Source organism: Calditrichota bacterium, assembly GCA_013112635.1.
In the GTDB taxonomy this organism is placed as follows: Bacteria; Calditrichota; Calditrichia; order Calditrichales; family J004; genus JABFGF01.
This window is the reverse complement of the sequence record JABFGF010000002.1, coordinates 393,919-416,149: the sequence shown is the minus strand read 5'-3', so window position 1 is coordinate 416,149 and position 22,231 is coordinate 393,919. Positions and strand designations below refer to the sequence as shown.

The following is a 22,231-nucleotide window of genomic DNA, read 5'->3' as shown; positions in this document are numbered from 1 at the left end:
GTTGTTTTTTATGATAAGCCTGAGGATTTGGTTACGACTTGATAATAGCTGTTTTTTTATTTGGTGAATGCAAATAATGGATTTATATAGAAAAATAAAAGGCTGCCCTGATGAGCAGCCTCGTTATAATATTCAGAGAAAATTAAATCTTCTAAACTATCCTTCAATCAACACATTGGCCGTCATTTCTTTTGGTATTTCCAGACCTAACAGTTTTAAGGTTGTTGGGGCTAAATCAGAAAGCTTGCCACCTTCAATAAGTTTTTTGCCGGGCGCATCATTGGCGATGTAAATCATCTCAACATCAAAAGTGGTGTGGCTGGTTTTAGTCATACCGGTTTCATAATCGATCATCTGTTCAGAGTTGCCATGATCGGCAGTTAACAAAATATGGGCATCCAATTCCAAAAGTCGTTCAATAACAGGGCCAAGGCTCTGGTCAACAAATTCTACGGCTTTTTTTGCTGCATCAAAATCACCGGTATGTCCAACCATATCGGCATTGGGGTAATTTAAAACTATAAATGCGTATGGATTGTCCTGCAGGCGCTTCAATAATTCTTCATTAATTGCAGCAGCTTCCATCTGTGGAAAACTAGCAAAAGCAGCAGGATCAATTTCACTTTTTAATTCTACCTGGTCTTCATTTGCTGATGGTGTTGTACTTTTGCCATTAAAAAAACTGGTTACATGTGGGAATTTTTGAGTTTCGGAAATTCGTAGTTGTTTCAATCCGGCGTTCGAAATGACCTCACCTAAAAGATTATCCATGGCACCACCGCCACCCATTGCACCCATCAGGTATTGCTCAAGCTCGTCATAATAGCGTGTAAAACCAAGATAAGTCACCACAGAACGTGATGTGCGTTTTCCGGGGTAGTTGTCATCCACAAAAGCTTTTGTTAGCTGGGTTGCACGGTCCTGCCTGTAGTTGAAATGAAAGACTGAATCACCATCTTTAATTCCCTGATAACCCTGCATAATATGGATTGGGATATATTCATCGAACATGGCCACGTTATCCGGGGTTTTGTCTTTCTGATAGGATTCTTCAACGGCAGAAATGGCATCATTCATTTCACGGCCTTGTGCTAAAATCAATGCATGATATGCTTTATCTGTAGTATCCCAATCTTTGGCGCGGTCCATGGAATAATAGCGGCCCATCATCGTTCCAATTGTGCAGTTTCCGGTTTCCTGCATAACCTTATTTAAAGTAGCCAAATACATCGGCGCACTCTTAGGTGCAGAATCCCGGCCATCCAAAAAGGGGTGAATAATCATCCGACCATCAGGATTTTCCAGACGGGCTTGCTTCATAATTTTAAAAAGATGATCCTGGTGCGCGTGGACACCTTCATCTTGCAACAGCCCCATTAAATGGAGATTTGAATTATTTTCTTTCCAGTTTGAAATCAGGTCCCGCCATTTATCAGAGTTAAAAATGGAGGCATCTTTAAAACCTTCATCAATACGCTTTAGCTCCTGTACAACAATTCGTCCGGCACCGAGGTTTAAATGTCCAACTTCGCTTGAGCCCATAAATCCATCGGGTAATCCAACGGGTTCACCGGAAGTGTGGATCAAAGTCCAGGGATATTTTTCTTTATATGAATCAACATTGGGCGTATCTGCCGCCAAAACAGCATTTCCTTTTGAATTTGTGTTGTGTCCCCAACCATCACGCACAATTATGCAAACCGGTCTCATCTTTAAAACTCCATTTTCTAAAATTAATATTTTTAAACTGTATTTTTTTTTAATAGTAACTTGAAGAAATAATGAATTATTGGAGTGATGGAATAATGAATTACTGGTCATCACTAAACGAACTATGTTCTATATTCCTTCCTACTTCTTACTTTCCACTTCTTTTATAATTGTCTCATCCTCAGCCAACCCGCCAATGCCCTCATCACCATCAGCTAAGATTTTTTCAACAGGATCGATTACCGCAACATTATAATATTCTGCCATTAAATCCAGATGATGTTTGGTAAGTTTGTTATCCCACATGCGTGTGTTCATTGCCGGTGCTAAAATAAGTTTTGTATCACCAAGGGCACGAATAGTTGATGTTATAAGATTATCGCAAATGCCATTGGCGGTTTTTGCCAGTGTGTTGGCCGTGAGTGGGGCAATGAGACAAACATCGCACCATTTAGCCAATTTTATATGCAGAACATCATCATTGTTGCTCCATTCGTCGCTGTCTTCGTAACATTTGTGCTGGCTCATTACGGCAAGTGCCTGGGGCGATGCAAAAGCTTTCGCAGGCTCTGAGATCATTGTAATAATTTCATGACCTTGTTTTATTAATTGGGATACAAGATTTGGAATCCTGTAGGCTGAAATTGATGAGGTTACGGCAATCAATATTTTCATATTTTATTCCTTCTAATTTACTTCCAAAAATTGTAAACATCTTCCAACGATTCCCTTTTTTTTAAGGTCTGGAATTTACCGCCATCATTTTGATAACCAACAACTTTTGGGATTTGCCTGCTTGTATGCCGACACCACATGCTAAGCGTGTAAGCTCCCGTATCATGAATAATAATATAATCATCTTCATTAATAACGGGCAGTTCAATATCTCTGGCGATAATATCACCACCAAAACAAAGCGGCCCGGCGACTGTATAGTTTTCAGTTCTTGTAGTCGGTTTTAAATTCCCATTTTTATCCGCAACAGAAATATCATGATACCAAAACTCAGGCTGGTACGCCCGGCGCATTAATTGGTCTGCTCCAACATGGATAACCGCTGTGTTTACTCCGGAAGACTTTTTTACATATTCTACTTTTGAAGCTGTCCACCCGGCATTGGCATGAATATAGCGCCCAAATTCTGTGATTATTTTATATCTGCCATCAAATAATTCAGGAAAACGTTTTTGTAATTCGGTTGCATAGGTTTCCATCGATGGAGCTGTTTTTCCTTCTTCATAAATAACAGGTAGTCCACCGCCAATATCTACCCATTTTATAAAATCTCCAATTTTTCCCAACAACAATGAAAGTTTTTCGGCCGCTTCAAGTAACTGATCCAATGAGCAACCCTGCGATCCGATGTGCATATGAATGCCGGATAACCAATCATATTTTTGATAAGATTCTATCAACTCATTTTCAAACTCAGTAATGGGAATTGCAAATTTTGAATAAGTTCCGGCAACACTAGTAATGCTGATCTTTCCACTGCCAACTTGTGGATTAATCCGAAGACCAATGATACTTTTTGTTGGATTGGACTTAAGCAAATTGTTGATTCTTTCGAGTTCTTCAAAAGAATCTGCATTTATATGGATGCCCGCTTTTAAGGCATACTTTATCTCTTCAATTGTTTTGGCAGGTGAATCAAAAACAATTTTTTTAGGATCATAACCGCTTTTTTGTGCCAGGTAAACTTCGCTTAAAGTGGCGCACTCTACACCGACATCTATAGGACGGATATGTTCCAAAATTGCCGGAAGCGGGTTTGCTTTTGCTGCGATGGCATGAAGCGTGTTTTCTGGAAAAAGCTGTTTGAGGTGTTTTATACGATTTTCAAGAAACCCAAGATCCTGAAAAATGACAGCTGAGTCTTCATTTGAAAACTGACCACTTTGAATGGCTTTTTTCAGGACTAAACTTATCTCTGATGCGGATAAACGGATCTTCATTTTTATCTTTTTTTTGCCTCGTTTTCAATAATGCGGATAATCTCTAAATCGTCTTTATAATCATTATTTTGAGTTTTTATGTACTGCCTAACCGTGTAAGAACCTATCGCTAGGCGAATAAATGAACCGGAATCATATTTTACGGGCTGGCCAATAAATATTTTATCATGCCCCTTTATTTTGCCATGTTTTGCAGTTACAACATTAATAAACAATGATTTCAATTCAGTATTGTCAAAATAGTGTTCACCATTTTTTACTCGAAATGAAATAATTGATTTGTTTGTTAAATCCATGTCCGGCATTGGCTCAAGGTAGTCGCTTTTGTCAATGGCCTTCATCATTTCTTTGTTCCAATTCAAAATAGTAGAATAAGTCCCTTCTTCGCCAATTTTATCCAATTCTTTCATCTCGTACAAAGCACATTTCCAGCGTAAGTGCAGACCAACATTTTTAAAATCGTGGAACCGGTTGCGAATGTTTGGCAAGCATTCAGGAAAATCATATTTTGTAAAAATATTAGTAAAATCATCTGCAGGGCCAGGATCACAATCAGCCAGTCTGTTACACCAATCTTTTGGAACAAGCAAAGCGCCGCAAAATGGCGGTGACTGATAAAACTTTGAGCCGGTAATTAATAGAATCACACCTTTGGATAACAGATCATTGATTAAAACTTTTTTATTTCGGAACTGGCACAGATCGACCGTCCACATAATATCCGGCCGGATAAACTCATCAATAGTGTGCAAACTTTCTTCAATGCCCGATTTACTGCCATAAACCAGGTTAACAATTTTTGGCAGTGGGGAATTTGTTTTTATTAAATCAACCAGATTGGAATGATTATCGCTGATGTATCCAAGCTTGTTTCGTGCCGGAAGTAATTTTACATCAGGATTTATATTTTTACTGATTAGCGAATCCATCTCGAGCTGCTTGCCAAACTGGTTAAATTGCGAATAATATCTCCCGTGTGCAGCAACTTGAGAGCCCGACCCTAATTCTTCCGGGCAAGTTAAAATATTAACAGGGTCTTTATCCGGATATAAAAGGCGGTTAAAAAGAAGTGGATAATAGACAAGATCGCTCCCGGAAGGTGCAAAAAACACTTCAAAACAAGGGTCGCCATTAAGGTTAAAAAGGTCTTTTAAATCTTGTGCATGATTGTTTACTTCCTGTTCAAAATTTGCTTCATATTGTTGGGGATTAACTTTTTCAATTAGATTGAAGGTTTCCTGGTTTAAACTACCGCTGGTGCAAGAGCCACGGTTTAACAAATCAGAATATTCTACAGGATTAAGGTGATATTTATTTGTACCTTTTTCAGTTATTGTAATGCGTTCATCGCCGCCGCCGGTTAAGAGTCTTTTTAATTCGTTTATCATTTTGTCTTTAGATTTGTGCTTTATGAAAGCATAATTAAATGGTTTATTTAAAACCAAACTTACATATTATTTAGCTGATTTCCCTGCAATTTTTTAGAAAATATTCTACAGTAACAATTTTTAATAAATACTCCAGCCTGTCAAGTGTGTGATACTCGGAATTTTGATATTCCTTCATCATAACCTGCCATTCATCTTTTTTTATGATGTCAGCTAAAATCATATCTTCATAGTTCAGTAGTTTTTGAACTTCCTCATCGGCAAGAAAATTACGGTAAATGGAAAGATAATCCCAGGCTTTTTGCAACTGTGTTTTAACTGAAATCCCCATAAGGCTTTTTAGCTTGTCACGAAATTTTTTGGATTGTGAAAACCAATACTTCCATAAAAAAGGAATCATTGTAAAAGCATTTTTTGGAATCATATTTATGCCACCAAAATCAGTTTTTTCTTTGGCAAGATTTGGGGACAAGCCATGAACAATTCCACGCTGAATTTTTGAAAGTTTGTTGCGCCATTTTACAGGAAGGGTGAGTGCAAATTCCAGGTTACGCCGGAAAAGAAGAGGTGAATGAAGATCAATGACCATGTTACATAAATTATTTCCTACGGTGCCAAAAATACAATAATGTTCAAGGTCAAACTTATCAGCCTGAATTGCCATAGGGGATTCTTCAAATCCGGAGATAGAATCAGAAATTAGTTTTTTTACAGCTTTGTGAGAGTTGTTTTTTACACGCTTATATTCATCTGTAAAAATGTCATCACGATAGTTTTTGTTTAGTGCTCGATACTTTATAAAAACATCACTTTTAAATGATTTTGGTTCCATGAAAAAATTCATTACATACATTTCATTCCAAATACCATCTTTGTAAAAGCGCCCATGCACGCCGTTAATTGCAAGGCTTTCCGAAAAACCGGGATATTGTTTTCGCATGTGCAGGATACGGCCCATCAGGTAAGCAGGCTCTTCCGCGCTGCCCAATAAAATTGAATTTTTTACATCTTGCCAGGGAGTGTTTAGAAAACTGTCCAGTAACTGTACGTGTTGTGTTTTAAAGCCGTGGCGACCGGCCATTTTTTTTACACCAACAACTTCATGGAAATCTTCTTTGCCGTAAATAGTTGTGGTAAAAGGTATTTCCTCGTTTTGAAATGCAGAAAGAATTGTACGCGAATCCTGACCCATAGTAAATTCAATCAAAGGTTTTCGCCCATCTGTGTTGATAAGCCGGGCAGTATCTTTAAAGCTTTTCAATAGTTTAGCCAGCGACTCCTTGTAAGATAGTTTTGTAAATTTTTTCGGGAAATCCCAATACCGTTTTTGCTGCAAACTGCCATCGGTAATTGTGAAAACGGAAGCTGCTTGTAAGCGTTTAACACCTTTCAGCATGGAGCGTTCGGACATAATGTAATAGCGCCACAAATATTCATTAAAAGCCTGGTGGTCGAGTTCCGGTTTTTTAATTACCGCGCTCAAAAGCAAAAAAGGCGTAAACATAAACTCGTTTTCAGTTTCCAGCCAAAAATTTGTTTTATTCTTTATAAAATCATTTATAATGACAGTTTGTTTTTTTTGTGCATCATGTAGTTTTATAACAAAATGGCCATCCAATATATTTGCAAAATTATCAGGATTGTTTTTATACAGCTCCCAAAGTTCGTTGGCATTGTAACTTTTAGTTTCATGCAAAGCATAAACGGTACCTTCAAACGCAAGCCAGTTTCCATTATCATCACTAAAATATTTTTGCTGCTCATTTTTTTGAAACAGGATAATAAATGTATCTTGAGACGGTTGTTTGAAAACAATGTTTTTAAAAGACTGGCCAAACTTTTTAAGGGCTTGGTTTTTTAGCTGTGCGCATTTTTCATTGAAAACTTCCTGCTTTTGATGCGCCTTATTTTGTAAAAGTAAAACCCCGGCCATTACAATCTCCCGATTTTTTTTAGGGCTTTGAACTTAATTATGTACATTTTTAGTGCATTAAAATAAGTGTCTTGTTTGGCAAAGATTTGAGCATAGGAATTAAAAATTTCATTGCCCGTTAACCGGAAAAGCATGTTCATTTGGTTTACATGCAAACGCTGATAAGCGATTGTTGCGGGATCAATATCAGGATGCCAATCGGCTTCACATAAATTATAGCGTGACCAAAATCCCAGGTTGTATTCCGGTAAAACCTTTTCCAGGGTTTGCAGACCCTCATCGAATAGTTTTTGTGCGAGCTTATTTTCCGGTAACACACGTGTAAATTCATGCAAACCACAAAGGGCAAAAATGTTGCCGTTTAAAACCATTGTTGGCTCGGTTGATGTGTATTCTTCGTAATATGGCCCCCATTTTGTAAAAGAGGTAACGCCGCCATCCGAAACAGGAATTGTAAATGGGATTAGCGCTTTTTCGGCCACATCAGCAAACTTTTGGTTATCCGTCAATTGGTAGCCGCGCAATAAAATGGAAATACCACGGCTTTGAGAAAAAGCTGATTGCCACGGCCCGGGATTTTTATATTGTGGCAAAGAAACATCAGTCATCCAGCGCGCACCAAGTTTTTCATCAACTTCAGCATTGTCATAAAACCAATCAGCAAATTTTAGAAAACGGTTTTTGTCGACAGCACTTTTAGTTTTCAAATATGTGTGAAAAATGGAAAGCCCCATTTGACCGATGGAAATTGGAAAATAGACGTAATCTTTGTCAGTCACATCAATATAAGTTTTATTAATAGGAATGCCGTTCTTATCAAATTTTTTAATCAATGCCTGGTCTTTTCCTACAGCCAACCGGTTTTCTTCAAAAATGAAATAGTAATATCCAAGCTGCCGGCTATTCAAATTTTCCGGAATTTTATAGCGTTCTTTTAAGCTTTTTAAATCAGTTACAAATTTATCGAGCATGAAGAGTTTCTTTTTCAAGCTCATGAAATAGGTTCCTCTTTATCGGTTATAATATTATCGAAAATATGTGCAAGTTTTTCTGTTAGTTGTCTACGTTCAAATTTGTTAATTAATTTTTGATTGGGTTCTGGTTTGTTTCCGCCAAGCCAATCTGCATAATGCTGCAAAACCAATTTTGATGGATCTGATTGGTTATCAATAATTTTTCCTGATTTTGTTTGCTCCAGAATTTTAGATGCTTCTCCTTCTGAAAGTCCAACACCTAAAACCTGCGTACCGGAGGCCAGATATTCAAAAAGTTTCCCGGGTAAATGGCCCTGGTAGTTGCCTTTGTTTTCCATAAACAGAAGTAGCAGACTGCTTTTTTGCATCAATTGTATGGCTTGTTGATGCTCCAAATAGCCATGAAATTTCAAGATATCAAATTTACTAAAAAGTGTAATTAATTCATTTTTTATAGTGTTGTCAATTTGCCCGGCAAACCCAAGTTCAATTTCCTTTGCAGGGATTTTTTTATTTTCCAGCAATGAGTGAATATGTTGAAAAAACGATTTATAATATCGATTGGGGTTTAGTCCGCCAATATATGTTATTTTAAATTTATCTGGCCTTTGCTGTTGCGCTGAAAAATCCTGAGAATCAAATCCGTTTTGCACAATCTCAATTTTTGTGGGATCATTGCATTCCAGCAGCTTGGCAAAATGATCACTGACACAAACGGCCTTGCTACAATTGGCTAAAACTTTGCGTTCTAAAGCGATATCTTTTTTCTGGGCACGTTTGCTTCTGTTTTCACCATAGTAATGAATTTTTGTCCAGGGATCGCGAAAATCAGCAATCCAGGGAAGCCCACTTTTTACTGCCAAATCATTGGCTATTAAATGTGTTGTCGGTGGAGGAGATGAACTAAAGATCAGGTCGGGTTTTTCTTGCCCGATAATATTTTTACCGGCATTAACAGCAAATCTGCGCCAAAATTTTTTAGCATCCGGGATAAAATAATTTAACCTGATATTATGGGCGAGTCTTTTTTTCCAACTAACATTTTTTCCAGCTAAAACGCCTACGGGTGTTGAATTATTTTTACCCGAGCCTGAGAATATTTTATATAATGAATCTGGCTCGGGACATGTTGAATGGAAGACTTTTAAACCATCAGGAATTTCTTTAAGAAGGGAATTATCCAGCGCAGGGTAAACGCCTTTTGTAACGGTTAAAATAATTGGCTGCCATCCAAATTGAGGCAGATATTTGGCAAACTTTAATACACGCTGAACACCTGGTCCGCCAGCTGGTGGCCAGTAATAAGTGATAATCAGGACTTTTTTCATTGATGTTTTATTGTTTAACCGGCCTTCTCAACTTTTTCATTTTTGTTTTTTAAAAACATAGAAATTGCCGAAGAAACAATCACCAGATATAATAAACCTAAGGAGCCTGCTGCATATAATACATTGTTTTCGTACGACTCAGGTTCAAATTTAAGCTCAACAGTATGCTCTCCGGCCGGTACTACGATAGACTGAATAGCATGGTCCGTTTTGTAAATATTTTCAACTTCTTGTCCATCCAGTAAAACTTTCCAACCCGGAGGATAATAGATTTCAGAAATAACAAATAGCGCCTGTTTATCTGTAAAGACTTTAAATTCTGTCAGATTTGGGGTTGAGGATAAAACGGACACAACACTACTGTCCGGCGTGCTAATCTTCTCAGGTAAATCCACCTCTAAAATGGCCACGCTGTCCACTTTAAATGTTGGCTTGTTCAATTCTTTTAAACGGGCAAATTCATCTTCAATTTTTGTGTATTCTCCAACAAAGAAACCACGTTTGAGGTGATCTATATACAAATAAGTATTAAGTCCATGGCGCTGGTTTTTATTTACAAGCTGTAAATCAGCCGCTCGTAAATCTGATTGGCTAACCAGGTATTTTACATTTAAAATCTGCATAATATTTCGATTGGCGAAACGGCCTCCCTGCAGATTGTTTTGAACAAACTCTTCAATTGTAAACATTTTGATTGGCGTATAGCCGCTTATGGATTGATGATAGTACGCCCAGCGGTTGTTGCCAAACTGCTCACCCAGAGGATAAACACGGTAGACGGATTTGTCTGTGAGTATTGTTTGGTCCGTTTCCGTTATTCCGAAATAGCTTTTTTCAAGCTTTTTAACATTTATATATTTTTTATTAACACGTGTTTGAATATTTCCCAAATCAATTATTGCTACTGAAACCAAAAGAATTGCCAGGGCTGTAAAAGGAATTTTTTGTTTTAGATAGGCGATTATGGCAACGGCTGAAGCTAAAATCAAAGCTATATAACGCAGCATGTCTCCATTAAACATTTCCTGGCGGATAGTTTTAATTGCAGCCAAAGTTTGGGCATTGTATGGCTCACCGGTTGATTTTGTAAATGAAAAACCCTGCCCAACCAACCAAACTATAATTCCTATCCCCAAAAAGGAGCCAAGGATAATTAACAATGGTTTATGTTCTTTAAAGCTTAAATTTCTTTTGATATTTTTTAAACTATTTAAACCAAATCCTGCAAAAACAGTCATGATAAAAAAGGTAACTGTAACACTCATCATCGGGGCGCGGAACTTATTAAAGAAAGGGATATAATTATAAAAAATGGAATAAAACCAATCCGCATGACGCCCAAATGAAAGCAATGTTAAAAATCCGGCAAATATGGCCAGGCTAATCAAAAGCTTATTTTTACGATTGTAATAAAGTCCGATCATTGCAAGTAAGAGTGTAATTGCGCCCATATACTCATAGCTTTGTGTAAAAGGCATTTCGCCCCAATAGCCGGGAATTTCCTGCCCTTTCAATTGTGGGATTGCATCACCGGTATATTTTTCCCGGCTCATTCCGCCATAATAACGCGGGATTGCCCATGTAAGTAATTCACTTGGTGCAGTTGACCATTGTGTGGCATACTCAATGGATACCCCATCAGATTTGTCTAAGCTTTTTGTTTTGGCCGGGTCAGCCAGGTTAATGGTTGTTTTACCTCTTTTTGACCACGGCAAATATTCCTTTGCAAGAAAGAGAGGTTGGGAGGCGGTCATAATTGCTAATGTAACCGCAGCAATAATCAAAAAGCTGGATTTTGTAAAACGCGTGTAATTTTTTTTGATTAGATCCTGCAAAATTGGATAAATGCCAATTGCAAAAACTAATAAGCCGGTGTAAAAAACAATCTGATAATGTTGGGTGCGTATTTGGGTCCCAAAAGCGAGTGCAAAAAAGACTGCACCAAGCAGGCTTCGTTTATCCAGAAAATATTTAAAAGTTAGACTGATCCAGGGAAGCAAGAGTAGGGCTCTTAATTTTGTATTGTGACCTTCGAGAAAAAGTGATTTGTAGTGTGGCATTAATACAAAGGTTATGGCACCTGCAAAACTGATAACAGGCGACATTTTTAAGTATCGTAGAAAAAGGTACGCGCCTATCCCGCCAAAAAGGTAGTAAATAAAAATATTATTAAAAAAACGTCCAAGCCAATTAAGGATTGTATCAATGGAAAATGTCACCGGTGGAATTCTCTGGTAGCGAGGCATTCCCGCAAAAACATTCGGGTTCCAAAGAGCTTTATCACCACTTTCTTTTGTCCAGTCTAACACTTTGTGATTTGTCCCGATAGAGGCCAATACGTCAACACCCTGAGGTGAAAGGCCATCTATAACCATCGGTTTTAAAATAAAAACAAGAATAGCGGTTAATATTACAAGGAAGATATAATCCTGTTTTCTATCGCTAAGATTAATGGATTTAGTTTCAACCGTTTTTTTTGTGGATTCTATTTGTTTTGTCTTTTTTGATTTTTTTGCCACGGTGGAATTCCTTGGATTTAATTATTACAATAATTATTGGATTGTAGCGCTTAATGTACAGTTTTTTATCTATTTACAAAACAGAGGATTTTTGTACGATTATTTATAGTAGTTTTTCTTAAAACCGGTTTTTTCCTCTTTGCTTAAAATTACCCGACGAACAAAATTATAAATAAAACCCAGGCCATAACCAAAGATTTGGGCAGGCATAACAAAAGGCAACCAAAGCGCCGGTTTTAGCGATTTGTATAATCGGACAGAATCAATCATAGAAAATAGTAAAACAAAGAAACCAAGGATAATGCCCCATGTAAATAATGACATTAACCCATTAAAAATAAATGGTAAAATGAGAAAAAGAAAAACAAAAAGGGTCGCAAAGGCCGGGGCAGCATGTAAAACTTCCAGCATTCCCTTATCAAGTTTATAAAGATTTATGCGCGCCACGCCCCAATTGAATACCTGCTTATAAAATCTGCGGAGATTTGTACGCCTTTTATGATAAACGGGAGCATCTTCCACAAAAACAACTTTAGCACCGCTTTGAATAATTCGGTGGCTAAACTCAATATCCTGCCCATGGCGCAACGATCCAAAACCACCGATTTTTTGCCATAGTTTCCGGCTTAATCCCATATTAAAGGAGCGTGGATAAAACTTTGCAAGTTTTTTTCCTTTTTTACCACGCAGCCCACCGGTTGTAATAAACGAGGTCATCGAATAATTAATGGCTTTTAATAATGGAGGAAAATCATCACGGAAGGTATCAGGTCCGCCAAAGGCATCTGCTTTTTCGGCATCCAAAGTAATTGAAATATTTTCGAGCCAATCAGCAGGCATGGTTACATCAGAATCTACAAAAATAAAAAATTCCCCATTTGCTTTTTCCATGCCATGATTGCGTGCAGCACCGGGGCCTTTATTTTCCTGCCGGAGATAGACTAAATTGAATTCATTTTTTTTAATATATGATTGCAGCAGCTCTTCTGTTTCATCCGTGGAACCGTCATCGGAAACAACTATCTCAAATTGATTTGCAGGGAAGTTTAATTGGCCAAAGGAAGCAAGTAGTTCTTTTAGTTCTTCAACCCTGTTAAAGGTTGGGACTATTATTGAAAATTTTGGATTAGTTTGGCTGTTCATTCGGTTAACTGGGCCAATATAAATGTATTAATCGAGCTTATTCTTAATTGTATAATTGATTGATTTGCTATCCTGTGTGTTTATTAACATTTCACCAATCAACCCAATTGAGAAAAACTGTACGCCGACAATAATTAAAAGTACACCCAGGAAAAAAAGCGGTCGCTGACCAATGCCGTATCCCTGGAACCACAATATTGATAAATAGGCTAAAATAAATAAACCTAAAAGCGAAGATCCCAGACCCATAAATCCGAATAAATGAAGTGGCTTTTGGCGAAAGCGGGTTATAAATAAAACAGTAAGTAAATCAAAAAAGCCGTTAAAAAAACGTTTAACACCAAACTTTGAATATCCATGTTTACGGGCGTGATGTGTTACAACGAGCTCACCAACCTTAAAACCAAGCCAATGCGCTAAAACAGGAAGATACCGGTGCAACTCTCCATAAACGGGAATAGCTTTTATTACCTGCTGTCGGTAGGCTTTAAGGCCACAGTTAAAATCATGGATTTTTATGCCGGTTAACTGACGTGTAAAAAAGTTAAAAAACTTTGATGGTATGGTTTTTCCTATAGGGTCGTTGCGTTTTTGTTTCCAGCCGGAAACCAGATCATAACCACTTTCAATTTGAGCAATTAGTTTGGGGATTTCAGCCGGGTCATCCTGTAGGTCAGCATCCATCGTGATAACTATCTCTCCCGATGCTGTCTTAAATCCTTCGGACAGAGCAGCGCTTTTGCCAAAATTTCGGTTAAACTGAATAATATGAATTTCAGGATGATCTTTTTTTAAAGCTTTTAATACTTCAAAAGAATCATCTGTACTCCCGTCATCAATAAAGACAATTTCAAATGTTTTATTTATTGATTGAAGTTGCTCTTTGATGCGTTCTGTTAATTCTTTTAATGATTCCGCTTCATTTAAAAGCGGTACAACGATTGAGACATTCATGTTAAATATTTTGTTTTTTTCAGTGGTATTATTCGAATTGGTTAATTACAAACTCAAGTCAATTTGAGTAGCAGAATCGGAAACTTTGATTTTATAGGCTGTCGGATCAATAGAATTATTAATTTTCAAATCCGTACTGATTATGGAAAATCCCTGCTTCTCATCAGGCCGTACAAAATTTACGAGATGCGGGAATAGAATGCCATTAACTTCGCGCCAATTGCTGTATTCTTTTACAAATTCAATTTTGCCTTCATTCAGATATTCAATACGGCTTATCATCAAGTATTGCGGATCAAACCAGATATTATAATTATAATTTCCGTTGGCTGCTTCCAGATAGTATTTTTCATCACGAATTTCAAAGAGCTTTTTTTCAAGGACATCAAACGGATCGCGAGCTACAAACACATCTTTTAATTGACCTATTTCCAATGGAAACTGTAAAAAATTCCGGCCTTCAAAATCATCCAGTGCACCTTTCATAAACTGATCATTAACCTGGTTGTAAAAAATAAAGCGGTTTTTTGAAACAAAAACTTTTCCCAGGTGCATTCCAAAAGGGCCTGTCACAGTTACCAGCATGCTATCCGGTTCGTTGACCAAAATTGAAGCATTAAAATTGCCGGCGTATTGTGGCGTATCCAGTGTTATCCTGAGATCACCATTAAGCGAATGTAGTGAACTTTGCCATTTTGAGTGATGCTGAAGAAGGGCTTTGTAACTTGTGTTTTCAAGATCGGGTTTTACTACTTTTTTTAAGGCACCACAACTTTGGCTGATTATTAAAAGAAATAAAAAAAGGAAGATATATTTTGACATATTAATTGTTAGCTATTTTATCCAGTACGGCAGGGTTATCCGGCTTAACTTCTATTGACATTTTCCAGTATTTTTTTGCATTTGCAATATCATCGAGTTTGTAATATACATCCCCGAGATGATCTAATACAACAGCAGACTTTGGACGCAAACTAATTGATTTTAGAATATAGTCCTTCGCTTCGTCATATTTGCCCAATTTATATAAAATCCAACCGATTGTATCGAGGTATGCCCCGTTATCCGGTTCTATGGAAATTGCTTTTTGTGACATTTCAAAAGCTTCCTGCAATCTTTGGTCACGCTCCGATAAACTGTAAGCAAAATTATTTAATAATAGTGCATTATCCGGAAGGGTTTTTAAACCGGCTTCATAAACACTGTCACTTTGTGCAAATAAATCGAGTTCTTCCAAAACCACCGGCAAAGAGCTTAGTGCATTTGTGTTTTTTGGATCAATCGCAATTGCTTTTTGAAATGGTTCAATCGCCTCGGCAAACTTTTTTTGACGTTGCAGTGTAACGCCAAGCCAGGACCATATGGCTGCATCATCTTCAATATATGTCACAGCTTCCCGAAACGTTTCGGCCGCTTTATCCAAATCATTCATATCCGAATATGTGAATCCCATGAAAAGCCAACCAAATCGATTTCTTTTATTTTTTGTAATAATTTTGTTGAAATAGCCAAGTGCAGCCGGATAGTTTTTTTGCTCCAGTTCAATGCGGCCAAGTAAATCAAAAACTCCAACTGGAATATTTTCTTCATTCTCTATGGGAACTAAAAGTTCTTTGGTTTTATCCGGTTTGTTCAACAAATAATATGACTCAGCCATAGAAATACGGGCTACAATATTTTTATCATTCTTTAAAAACATCGGCTCATAAAGATCAATAACTTTTTGATATTGATTTGTTGTTCGATATAAATAAGCCAGTCTGCCAACAATATCTGTGTCATCTGCAGAATTTTTTATTGCGCTTTCATAGCTCAAAATCGCATCGTGTTTTTTCTCTAATCCTTCAAGCAATCGTCCTTTAAAATAATGGCTCTCGGCATCCGTTGAATCAAGTTCCAAAATCATGTTTAAATATTGTAGTGCTTTAGGGAAATCTTTTTGCTTTTCGTATACCTTGGCAATATATGTTAAAATCGTTTTATTCTTTCCGTACAAATCAAGCATGCCTTCATACAACTTTGCTTTTGCAACCGGCTGATTTGTTTTTTCATATAAAAAAAATAAAAAATTACGGGCTGTATCATCAAATGGGTCGAGCTTTAATGCAGATTCATATGCTTCAATTGCTTGAAAATATTTTCTTTGTCTTAAATGTATTTCTCCAAGCAAACGATAACTCTCAATATTATCCGGCTGCAAACGCTTTGCTTTTTTTAGATGATAAATAGCCGGTTCAAGTTCTGTTAATTTTAAATAATTTTCAGCCAGGCTATTATGTATTGTTGCCGATGTTGTATCAAAAATCTGAGCTTTATGGAATTGAACAAGTGCGTCGCTATAGCGTTCTTTTGATTGTAAAAAGATACCTTTTAAGAAATACTCCCTTGCTTTTAGAGAAACCTTTTCACGGGGAGATTTATTTTCAGAAACCAAAGTGCGGTTTGCAGAGCATGAAAAGAGTAGAAGGGCAATAATAAATATTTTAAAATATTGTTTTTTCATAAGGGCGCAAAGTTAGTAGATTCTATGGTTTTTAACAACTAAACATTAAATAAGCTATATCAGGCTCTGGTTGCTTTAACTTTAGCTTTTAGTTAGCTTTTGCTGCGTGTTAGTAATAAATAAAATCACAGCATCGCATACAAGACAACAGTTGTCGTTTAAATCAAATAATTAAAAAAAGTTCCAGAGGCTATGAAAAGAAAAAAACGCGGACATCCGACATCAACAACAATTAGACCGGTAACAAGCAAATCAACAAAAAGTGCCCAGTTTAATCAAAAGCCAGCCAGAGAATTTAAAAAATCAACCTGGATTCTCTCTTCGGTTGCATTTTTATTTGTTCTGTTTATAATCATATTTTTCTTTTCTATCAAAGATGATTTGCAATCATTTGAAGAACTGGAACGGATTGACCCGGCAATTGCTACACAGGTTTACTCCTCAGATGGAGAGCTTCTCCATTCATTTTTCACATCAAACCGGGCATATACACCTTACGAACGAATCCCCAAAAATGTAATTGATGCACTTCTTTCTACTGAAGACAGGGGTTTTTATAAACATTGGGGAATAGATTCAAAAGGAATTGCCAGGGCCTTTGTTAACCTGTTTCGCTATGGAGGAATTCACGGTGGTGGAAGTACTGTTACAATGCAGCTTTCAAGAAATCTTTATTTTGGATATGAACAAACCCCAACCAGAAAAATAAAGGAAATGATTACTTCCATTCAATTGGAAAAAACGTACAGTAAAAACGAAATTCTCGAAATGTATCTCAATATTTGTGATTTTGGAAACCATGCAGTTGGGATTCAATCTGCTGCAAAGAGATATTTTGATAAAGAGCTTGATCAGCTTAATAATAGTGAAGCAGCCCTTCTGATAGGAATTTTAAAAGGTCCATCATGGTATTCGCCAATTCGCCACCCGGAAAGAGCCAAAAAAAGGCGCAATATTGTGCTCAGCATGATGCTGGATAATAATAAAATTTCACGGGCTCAGTTTGATAGTTTAAAACAGAAAGATTTAAATCTTGAATTAAATGATCCCAATAAAATACAATCCGCACCCTATTTTGTTGAATATATTCGGCGGCAGTTAAACCGGTTACAAGATTCTTTGGATGTCAATATTTATGAAGATGGCTTAAAAGTTTATACATCACTTAATACTCAGTTTCAGGAATATATGGAGAAATCCATTACTAAAAATATTGACACAATCCAGGAAAGAGTGCGAAACCAAAGAGATTTTGCAGAGCTTAAAGAAACTTTGAGCGATACAGCTTTTAATGAGCAGACAGAGGTTCAGCTTGCTTTTGTGGCTTTAAACCCACACAATGGGCAGATTTTGGCAATGGTAGGCGGACGTGATTTCGAAAAATCAAAATTCAACCGGGTAACGCAGGCAAAAAGACAACCGGGGTCTTCATTTAAACCCTTTTTATATACAGCTGCTATAGATAATGGTTATTCTCCAGCTTCACAATTTCACAATCAACCAACAGTGGAAATAAATGCAGACGGGACACGTTGGACACCAGAAAATTATGACAAATCTCGCGGAGGTTTAACACCACTTACAACCGCTATTCGAAAATCACTAAACCTGGTTGCTGTTCGCTTGATAAATGAAGTTCATCCAAGAATTGTAAAACAGTATGCAAATGCCATGGGCATATCGACCCAAATTCGTCCATTTTCATCTTTGGCTTTGGGCACTTCAGAAGTAATTCCTTTGGAACTTGTTTCTGCTTATGGGATTTTTGCTAATAACGGATTACATGTAAAGCCAATCTCAATTGTAAAAATTGAAGACAAAAATGGTTCGGTGATTTACCAAAATATCCCCGAGCCTAAAGAAGTGCTTTCTCCAGAAACGACGCACATTGTAAGAGATATGATGGAAGGTATAGTCAATCATGGCACGGGTGGGCCAATCCGTTGGAAACATAAATTTTATGGCTCTGCAGCAGGGAAAACAGGAACTACAAACAGTTTTACAGACGCTTGGTTTGTTGGATATACTCCGGATATTGCTGCAGGTGTTTGGGTTGGGATGGATGATCAAAAGCAAACTCTTGGCCCTGGAATGGCCGGTGGTGTAGTGGCCTTGCCTTTTTGGGCAGATTTTATGAAGTCTGTGTATGACAGTGTAAGTTTTAACAGGGGAACATTTGTAAATTCGCCAGGTGTTTTTGAGCATGAAGTTTGTCTCGAAACCCAAAAATCAGCAACAGCATATTGTCCAAATACGATGTCAGCTTTGTTTACTTCAAAAAACAAACCAAATGAAGCTTGCGATGTGCATACTGGTTTTGATACATCCAGAAAAAAACGACGCAGGTTTTGATAATTACAACTTGTTTTTTTCACCCTTTTGAAATATTACCTTTTCAGCCATTTCTGAGGATCGAAGGATTGATTCCCGCCATAAATCTCAAAGTGCAGTTTTGAGCCTGCAAGAGAACCCGAATCTCCAACCTGTGCAATAATCTGGTTGGTTTCAATAATATTATTTTTACGAACGTAAATCTCACCAAGATGTGAATAAACTGTATAATAGCCATTTCCATGATCGACAATAATTGTATTTCCATATCCGCCTAGATAGGTTATCATTCTTACAACGCCGGTAAACACACTTTTAACCGGAGTGCCGATCTTGCCCTGGATTTCAATCCCGGAATTATTTACTGACGTTTTTGAAACAGGATCGTATTGCTTGCCAAACTTGCTGACAACTTTGCCTTTAACAGGCCAGGGAAGTTTGCCCTTACCTTTTTTGAAATTCTCAAAGTCAATAGTTACAAATTCTTCTGTAGATTTTGATCCGGACTGCGCTAGCTTTGCCTGTCGCGCTTTTTCCAGCACAACAATTATTGAGGTTAATTTTTCCTGCTCTTGTTTTTTTATTTTAATTTGTGAATTATAAAAAGACTGGTCTTTTTTAATATTAGAAAGTAGCCTGTTTTTTTTATCAAGGTTTGTTTTATAGTTTTGTTCTTCTTTTTGTTTGTCACGGATGCTTGAGCTTTTGGCATCAATATCATCTGCCAGTTGGGTTTGAATTACCTCAATACTTTTTTGTTTTTCATCAATTGATTTAATTGTTTTCTCATCGTATTCGGCAATCATTTTCAGATAACGAAAACGGGTAAACGCCTGGTTAAAAGAATTGGAAGTTAGCAGGAGAGCAAGGTTTTTTATCTTGCCATATTTGTACATATAAACAAGCCGTTCGGCATACAGATTTTTTAGTTTTTTAAGTTTATCTTTTGTCTCATCTAATACACGGCGGTTATTTTTTGACCGCTTCTCTAGGATACGTTGCTCACGAACCATTAAACCTTTGGCTCTCGAAATTAGGGCTATCTCTTTATCAATAAGATCAATTTGCTTGTTAACTGATAAAGCATCTTTTTGAGATTTTGTAAGCTGCTTTTGCAAACTCGAAATTTCCGATTTTATTTTGCTCAATTGCGAGCGGTTGGTTTTTAATTCTTTGTCGGTGTTATCCTGTGCAAAAAGAAATGAGCACACAATAAAAAATAAGCTGATCATCTTAAAAAGCATAATTTAACCCCAATGCGTGACTTAAATTTAAAACAGGGTGTATATCAATCCCATATTTAATAGAATAAACAGAGGCTGAATATTCAAGTCCTGTAGAAAAACTGTTGATATTTTCACGGAAACCAATTAGCAAACCGACCTCTTTAATTATATTTATTCTGGCACCAATTCTATATTCAAAATCGAAATAATCTTCCTTGTAAGCATCAGCTAAAAGCTCCACTTCAGGAATAGGTGAATACATTAAACCAATTGTTGCGGATACAGGTAATCCTTCGTTTGTTGAACCGATTTTGGGTTCATTAAAATTTTGAATAACCGCAGCAATGTTTATTTGAGAACTGAGAGTATACAAAAATGACAGAGAAAATCCATAGGTCCAATCAGAATTGTAATTTTTAATATTTAAAAAATAAAACGATGAACTGGAGCCGATTTTTATATCATCACTTAGACTGTATGATGTTGCGAATGTTAGTTGGGTTTCGGAATAGAGTTTATTGCCATAGCGTGAAATTCCAAATCCTACAGGCCATGAATTTGCTAAGAATTCTCCATGTAAACTAATCTGATTTAGATCTTTTATGCCATAGTGATTCTTATAAAAAAAACTAACAGATTGGTTTGTTGAATCTAACAAAGAGGGGTTTATAAAAGATTGGAAATTATTATATAAAGACGCAACACCAGCTAATGATAAACTTGTTTGTGAAACGCCTGCTGCTTTTGGTTCAAAAGAAGCAAGTAAGTCAGAAACCATCAAAAAAATTACTACGCAGAAACTTAAACAATGGGTTGTTTTCATTAATAGCCGGATAAGTAGATAACTTATAATAAGTTAGTAAAAAATTATCATATAATGAAAGGAACAAAAAAGATAATGTTCCGTCTAATAAAAAACCAAAGGCTAGGACCTCCTAATGTATGCCTTAAAGCCCCGGGATTTTTTTCGGGGCTTTTTTTATTGATAGCATTCCAGGCTTTTACATTTTTATCTATTAGCTAAGTGGGTCACGGTTCCTAAGTGATATTGCGGTTAATTTCCATTAATCGAAAAAACTTTTCTTTTTGATTTTATTCCATGTCCATTAAATTAGCCACCTTGTTTTAAAGAAGAATACTGTATGCAAATTTATCTCGATTATGCTGCCACAACACCTGTTGATATACGAGTTTCAGAAGCAATGTATGATTGGCAGAAGAGTTTTTTTGGAAACCCTTCAAGCCCGCACCGCCATGGGCAAAGTTCCAAGATTAAATTAGAAGAAGTGCGGGATTTACTCGCGTCCAAAATTAATTGTCAATCAAAAGAAGTGGTTTTTACAAGTGGCGGAACAGAAAGCAATAACAATGCTTTGATTGGAGCATGCCTGGCCAATAAAGATAAAGGTAATCATGTTCTGGTTTCAGCTATTGAGCATCCGTCTGTTTTGGATTCGATAAAGTTTTTGGAAGGTCAAGGATTTGAAGTTTCTTATTTTAAACCAGAAAAAAATGGAGAAATAGATCTTCAAAAATTTGAAGATTCAATCCGGCCAAATACAATTCTTGCTTCAATGATGCATATAAATAATGAAACAGGGTCCATTTTTCCAATCAAAGAAATAGGTGAAGTTTGCAAGCAGAAAGACATTCTATTTCATTGCGATGCGGTTCAGGCCTTTGCTAAAATGTATTTGAATGTACAAGAATTGAATGTCGATTTGATGTCATTTTCTGCTCATAAAATCTATGGACCAAAAGGTGTTGGTGGTTTATTTATCCGCGATGGGGTTTTATTGGAGGCACTTAGTTTTGGTGGCGGCCAGGAAGCAAATAAAAGACCCGGAACTGAAAATCTGACAGGGATAATTGGTTTTGGGAAAGCTGTAGAATTAATGGAAAACCATATCACAGAATGGCGGGAGGTTAAGTTAATTCAGAAGTATTTTGAATCGGAATTACTTTCAAAAATTCCGGGTTTAAAAGTAAATGGAGATAGCGCTAATCGTAGTCCCTATATTTCCAATCTCTCTTTCGTTGATTTTGACAATCAGAGCACTTTATTAAAACTAGATATGGCCGGAATATCGGCTTCGGTAGGTTCTGCATGCAGTTCCGGCAGCATAAAGCAATCACAGGTATTAAGGGGAATGAACTTACCTGATGCAATAATCAACTCAGCCATTCGCTTTAGTTTTGGCCGTTTCACAACAAAACAGGAAATAGAACAAGCTGTTGAAATTATTTTACAAGTTTTAGAAAAATAA

General features: G+C 36.9%; 16 protein-coding genes. 2 read left to right on the top strand and 14 right to left on the bottom strand.

Translation table 11 applies throughout. The features are described from left to right. Window positions 1–156: 156 nt before the first annotated feature. From HND50_07035 to HND50_06980, 12 genes are all read right to left on the bottom strand, one after another. Window positions 157–1,710, bottom strand: coding sequence for a 2,3-bisphosphoglycerate-independent phosphoglycerate mutase (locus tag HND50_07035; GenBank protein NOG44967.1), 1,554 nt, complete (start codon window positions 1,708–1,710; stop codon window positions 157–159). 141 nt (window positions 1,711–1,851) lie between these two features. Continuing rightward, on the bottom strand, window positions 1,852–2,385 hold the full coding sequence (locus tag HND50_07030) for a phosphopantothenoylcysteine decarboxylase (protein NOG44966.1): 534 nt from the start codon (window positions 2,383–2,385) through the stop codon (window positions 1,852–1,854). Between the two features lie 17 nt (window positions 2,386–2,402). Beyond that, a complete protein-coding gene (locus tag HND50_07025) occupies window positions 2,403–3,665 on the bottom strand; it encodes a diaminopimelate decarboxylase (GenBank protein ID NOG44965.1) in 1,263 nt (420 codons plus the stop codon). A gap of 2 nt (window positions 3,666–3,667) precedes the next feature. Further along, complete coding sequence (locus HND50_07020) at window positions 3,668–5,053, bottom strand: hypothetical protein (GenBank protein NOG44964.1); 1,386 nt, start codon at window positions 5,051–5,053, stop codon at window positions 3,668–3,670. A gap of 70 nt (window positions 5,054–5,123) precedes the next feature. After that, window positions 5,124–6,986, bottom strand: coding sequence for a hypothetical protein (locus tag HND50_07015; protein NOG44963.1), 1,863 nt, complete (start codon window positions 6,984–6,986; stop codon window positions 5,124–5,126). Beyond that, on the bottom strand, window positions 6,986–7,957 hold the full coding sequence (locus HND50_07010; GenBank protein ID NOG44962.1) for a hypothetical protein: 972 nt from the start codon (window positions 7,955–7,957) through the stop codon (window positions 6,986–6,988). The genes HND50_07015 and HND50_07010 overlap by 1 nt, the downstream gene beginning before the upstream one ends. Window positions 7,958–7,977: 20 nt before the next feature. Beyond that, window positions 7,978–9,288, bottom strand: a complete 1,311-nt coding sequence (locus tag HND50_07005; protein ID NOG44961.1) for a glycosyltransferase — start codon at window positions 9,286–9,288, stop codon at window positions 7,978–7,980. Between the two features lie 14 nt (window positions 9,289–9,302). Then, window positions 9,303–11,807: a hypothetical protein gene (locus HND50_07000; protein NOG44960.1), complete on the bottom strand. Its 2,505-nt coding sequence runs from the start codon at window positions 11,805–11,807 to the stop codon at window positions 9,303–9,305. A 99-nt stretch (window positions 11,808–11,906) separates the two neighbouring features. Next, window positions 11,907–12,950, bottom strand: a complete 1,044-nt coding sequence (locus HND50_06995; GenBank protein NOG44959.1) for a glycosyltransferase — start codon at window positions 12,948–12,950, stop codon at window positions 11,907–11,909. A gap of 27 nt (window positions 12,951–12,977) precedes the next feature. After that, complete coding sequence (locus HND50_06990) at window positions 12,978–13,904, bottom strand: glycosyltransferase family 2 protein (GenBank protein ID NOG44958.1); 927 nt, start codon at window positions 13,902–13,904, stop codon at window positions 12,978–12,980. Between the two features lie 45 nt (window positions 13,905–13,949). Further along, window positions 13,950–14,726, bottom strand: a complete 777-nt coding sequence (locus tag HND50_06985; GenBank protein NOG44957.1) for a DUF4292 domain-containing protein — start codon at window positions 14,724–14,726, stop codon at window positions 13,950–13,952. 1 nt (window position 14,727) lies between these two features. Beyond that, entirely contained in the window at window positions 14,728–16,407 is a 1,680-nt protein-coding gene (locus tag HND50_06980) for a tetratricopeptide repeat protein (protein NOG44956.1), read from the bottom strand. Window positions 16,408–16,599: 192 nt separating this feature from the next. Here HND50_06980 and HND50_06975 point away from each other — a divergent pair, with 192 nt between their 5' ends. Beyond that, on the top strand, window positions 16,600–18,759 hold the full coding sequence (locus HND50_06975) for a PBP1A family penicillin-binding protein (protein ID NOG44955.1): 2,160 nt from the start codon (window positions 16,600–16,602) through the stop codon (window positions 18,757–18,759). Window positions 18,760–18,794: 35 nt separating this feature from the next. On the opposite strand, the gene HND50_06970 is transcribed toward HND50_06975, so the two are convergent. Together HND50_06970 and HND50_06965 are read right to left on the bottom strand one after the other, a co-directional pair. Beyond that, window positions 18,795–19,982, bottom strand: a complete 1,188-nt coding sequence (locus HND50_06970) for a peptidoglycan DD-metalloendopeptidase family protein (protein ID NOG44954.1) — start codon at window positions 19,980–19,982, stop codon at window positions 18,795–18,797. Continuing rightward, the gene (locus HND50_06965) at window positions 19,972–20,787 is read right to left on the bottom strand and encodes a hypothetical protein (GenBank protein NOG44953.1); all 816 of its coding nucleotides are present in this window, start codon (window positions 20,785–20,787) and stop codon (window positions 19,972–19,974) included. Before HND50_06965 ends, HND50_06970 begins: the two co-directional genes overlap by 11 nt. A 319-nt stretch (window positions 20,788–21,106) precedes the next feature. Between HND50_06965 and HND50_06960 the strand changes: the two genes are divergently transcribed. After that, a complete protein-coding gene (locus HND50_06960) occupies window positions 21,107–22,231 on the top strand; it encodes a cysteine desulfurase (protein ID NOG44952.1) in 1,125 nt (374 codons plus the stop codon).

Excerpts from the sequence above, each read along its gene's own strand:
- HND50_06990 (NOG44958.1), bottom strand. The coding sequence starts at position 13,904 with ATGAATGTCTCAATCGTTGTACCGCTTTTAAATGAAGCGGAATCATTA.
- HND50_07035 (NOG44967.1), bottom strand. The coding sequence starts at position 1,710 with ATGAGACCGGTTTGCATAATTGTGCGTGATGGTTGGGGACACAACACA.
- HND50_06975 (NOG44955.1), top strand. The coding sequence starts at position 16,600 with ATGAAAAGAAAAAAACGCGGACATCCGACATCAACAACAATTAGACCG.
- HND50_07020 (NOG44964.1), bottom strand. The coding sequence starts at position 5,053 with ATGATAAACGAATTAAAAAGACTCTTAACCGGCGGCGGCGATGAACGC.
- HND50_06965 (NOG44953.1), bottom strand. The coding sequence starts at position 20,787 with ATGAAAACAACCCATTGTTTAAGTTTCTGCGTAGTAATTTTTTTGATG.
- HND50_07010 (NOG44962.1), bottom strand. The coding sequence starts at position 7,957 with ATGCTCGATAAATTTGTAACTGATTTAAAAAGCTTAAAAGAACGCTAT.
- HND50_07030 (NOG44966.1), bottom strand. The coding sequence starts at position 2,385 with ATGAAAATATTGATTGCCGTAACCTCATCAATTTCAGCCTACAGGATT.
- HND50_06985 (NOG44957.1), bottom strand. The coding sequence starts at position 14,726 with ATGTCAAAATATATCTTCCTTTTTTTATTTCTTTTAATAATCAGCCAA.
- HND50_07005 (NOG44961.1), bottom strand. The coding sequence starts at position 9,288 with ATGAAAAAAGTCCTGATTATCACTTATTACTGGCCACCAGCTGGCGGA.
- HND50_06960 (NOG44952.1), top strand. The coding sequence starts at position 21,107 with ATGCAAATTTATCTCGATTATGCTGCCACAACACCTGTTGATATACGA.
- HND50_07025 (NOG44965.1), bottom strand. The coding sequence starts at position 3,665 with ATGAAGATCCGTTTATCCGCATCAGAGATAAGTTTAGTCCTGAAAAAA.
- HND50_07015 (NOG44963.1), bottom strand. The coding sequence starts at position 6,986 with ATGGCCGGGGTTTTACTTTTACAAAATAAGGCGCATCAAAAGCAGGAA.
- HND50_06995 (NOG44959.1), bottom strand. The coding sequence starts at position 12,950 with ATGAACAGCCAAACTAATCCAAAATTTTCAATAATAGTCCCAACCTTT.
- HND50_06970 (NOG44954.1), bottom strand. The coding sequence starts at position 19,982 with ATGCTTTTTAAGATGATCAGCTTATTTTTTATTGTGTGCTCATTTCTT.
- HND50_06980 (NOG44956.1), bottom strand. The coding sequence starts at position 16,407 with ATGAAAAAACAATATTTTAAAATATTTATTATTGCCCTTCTACTCTTT.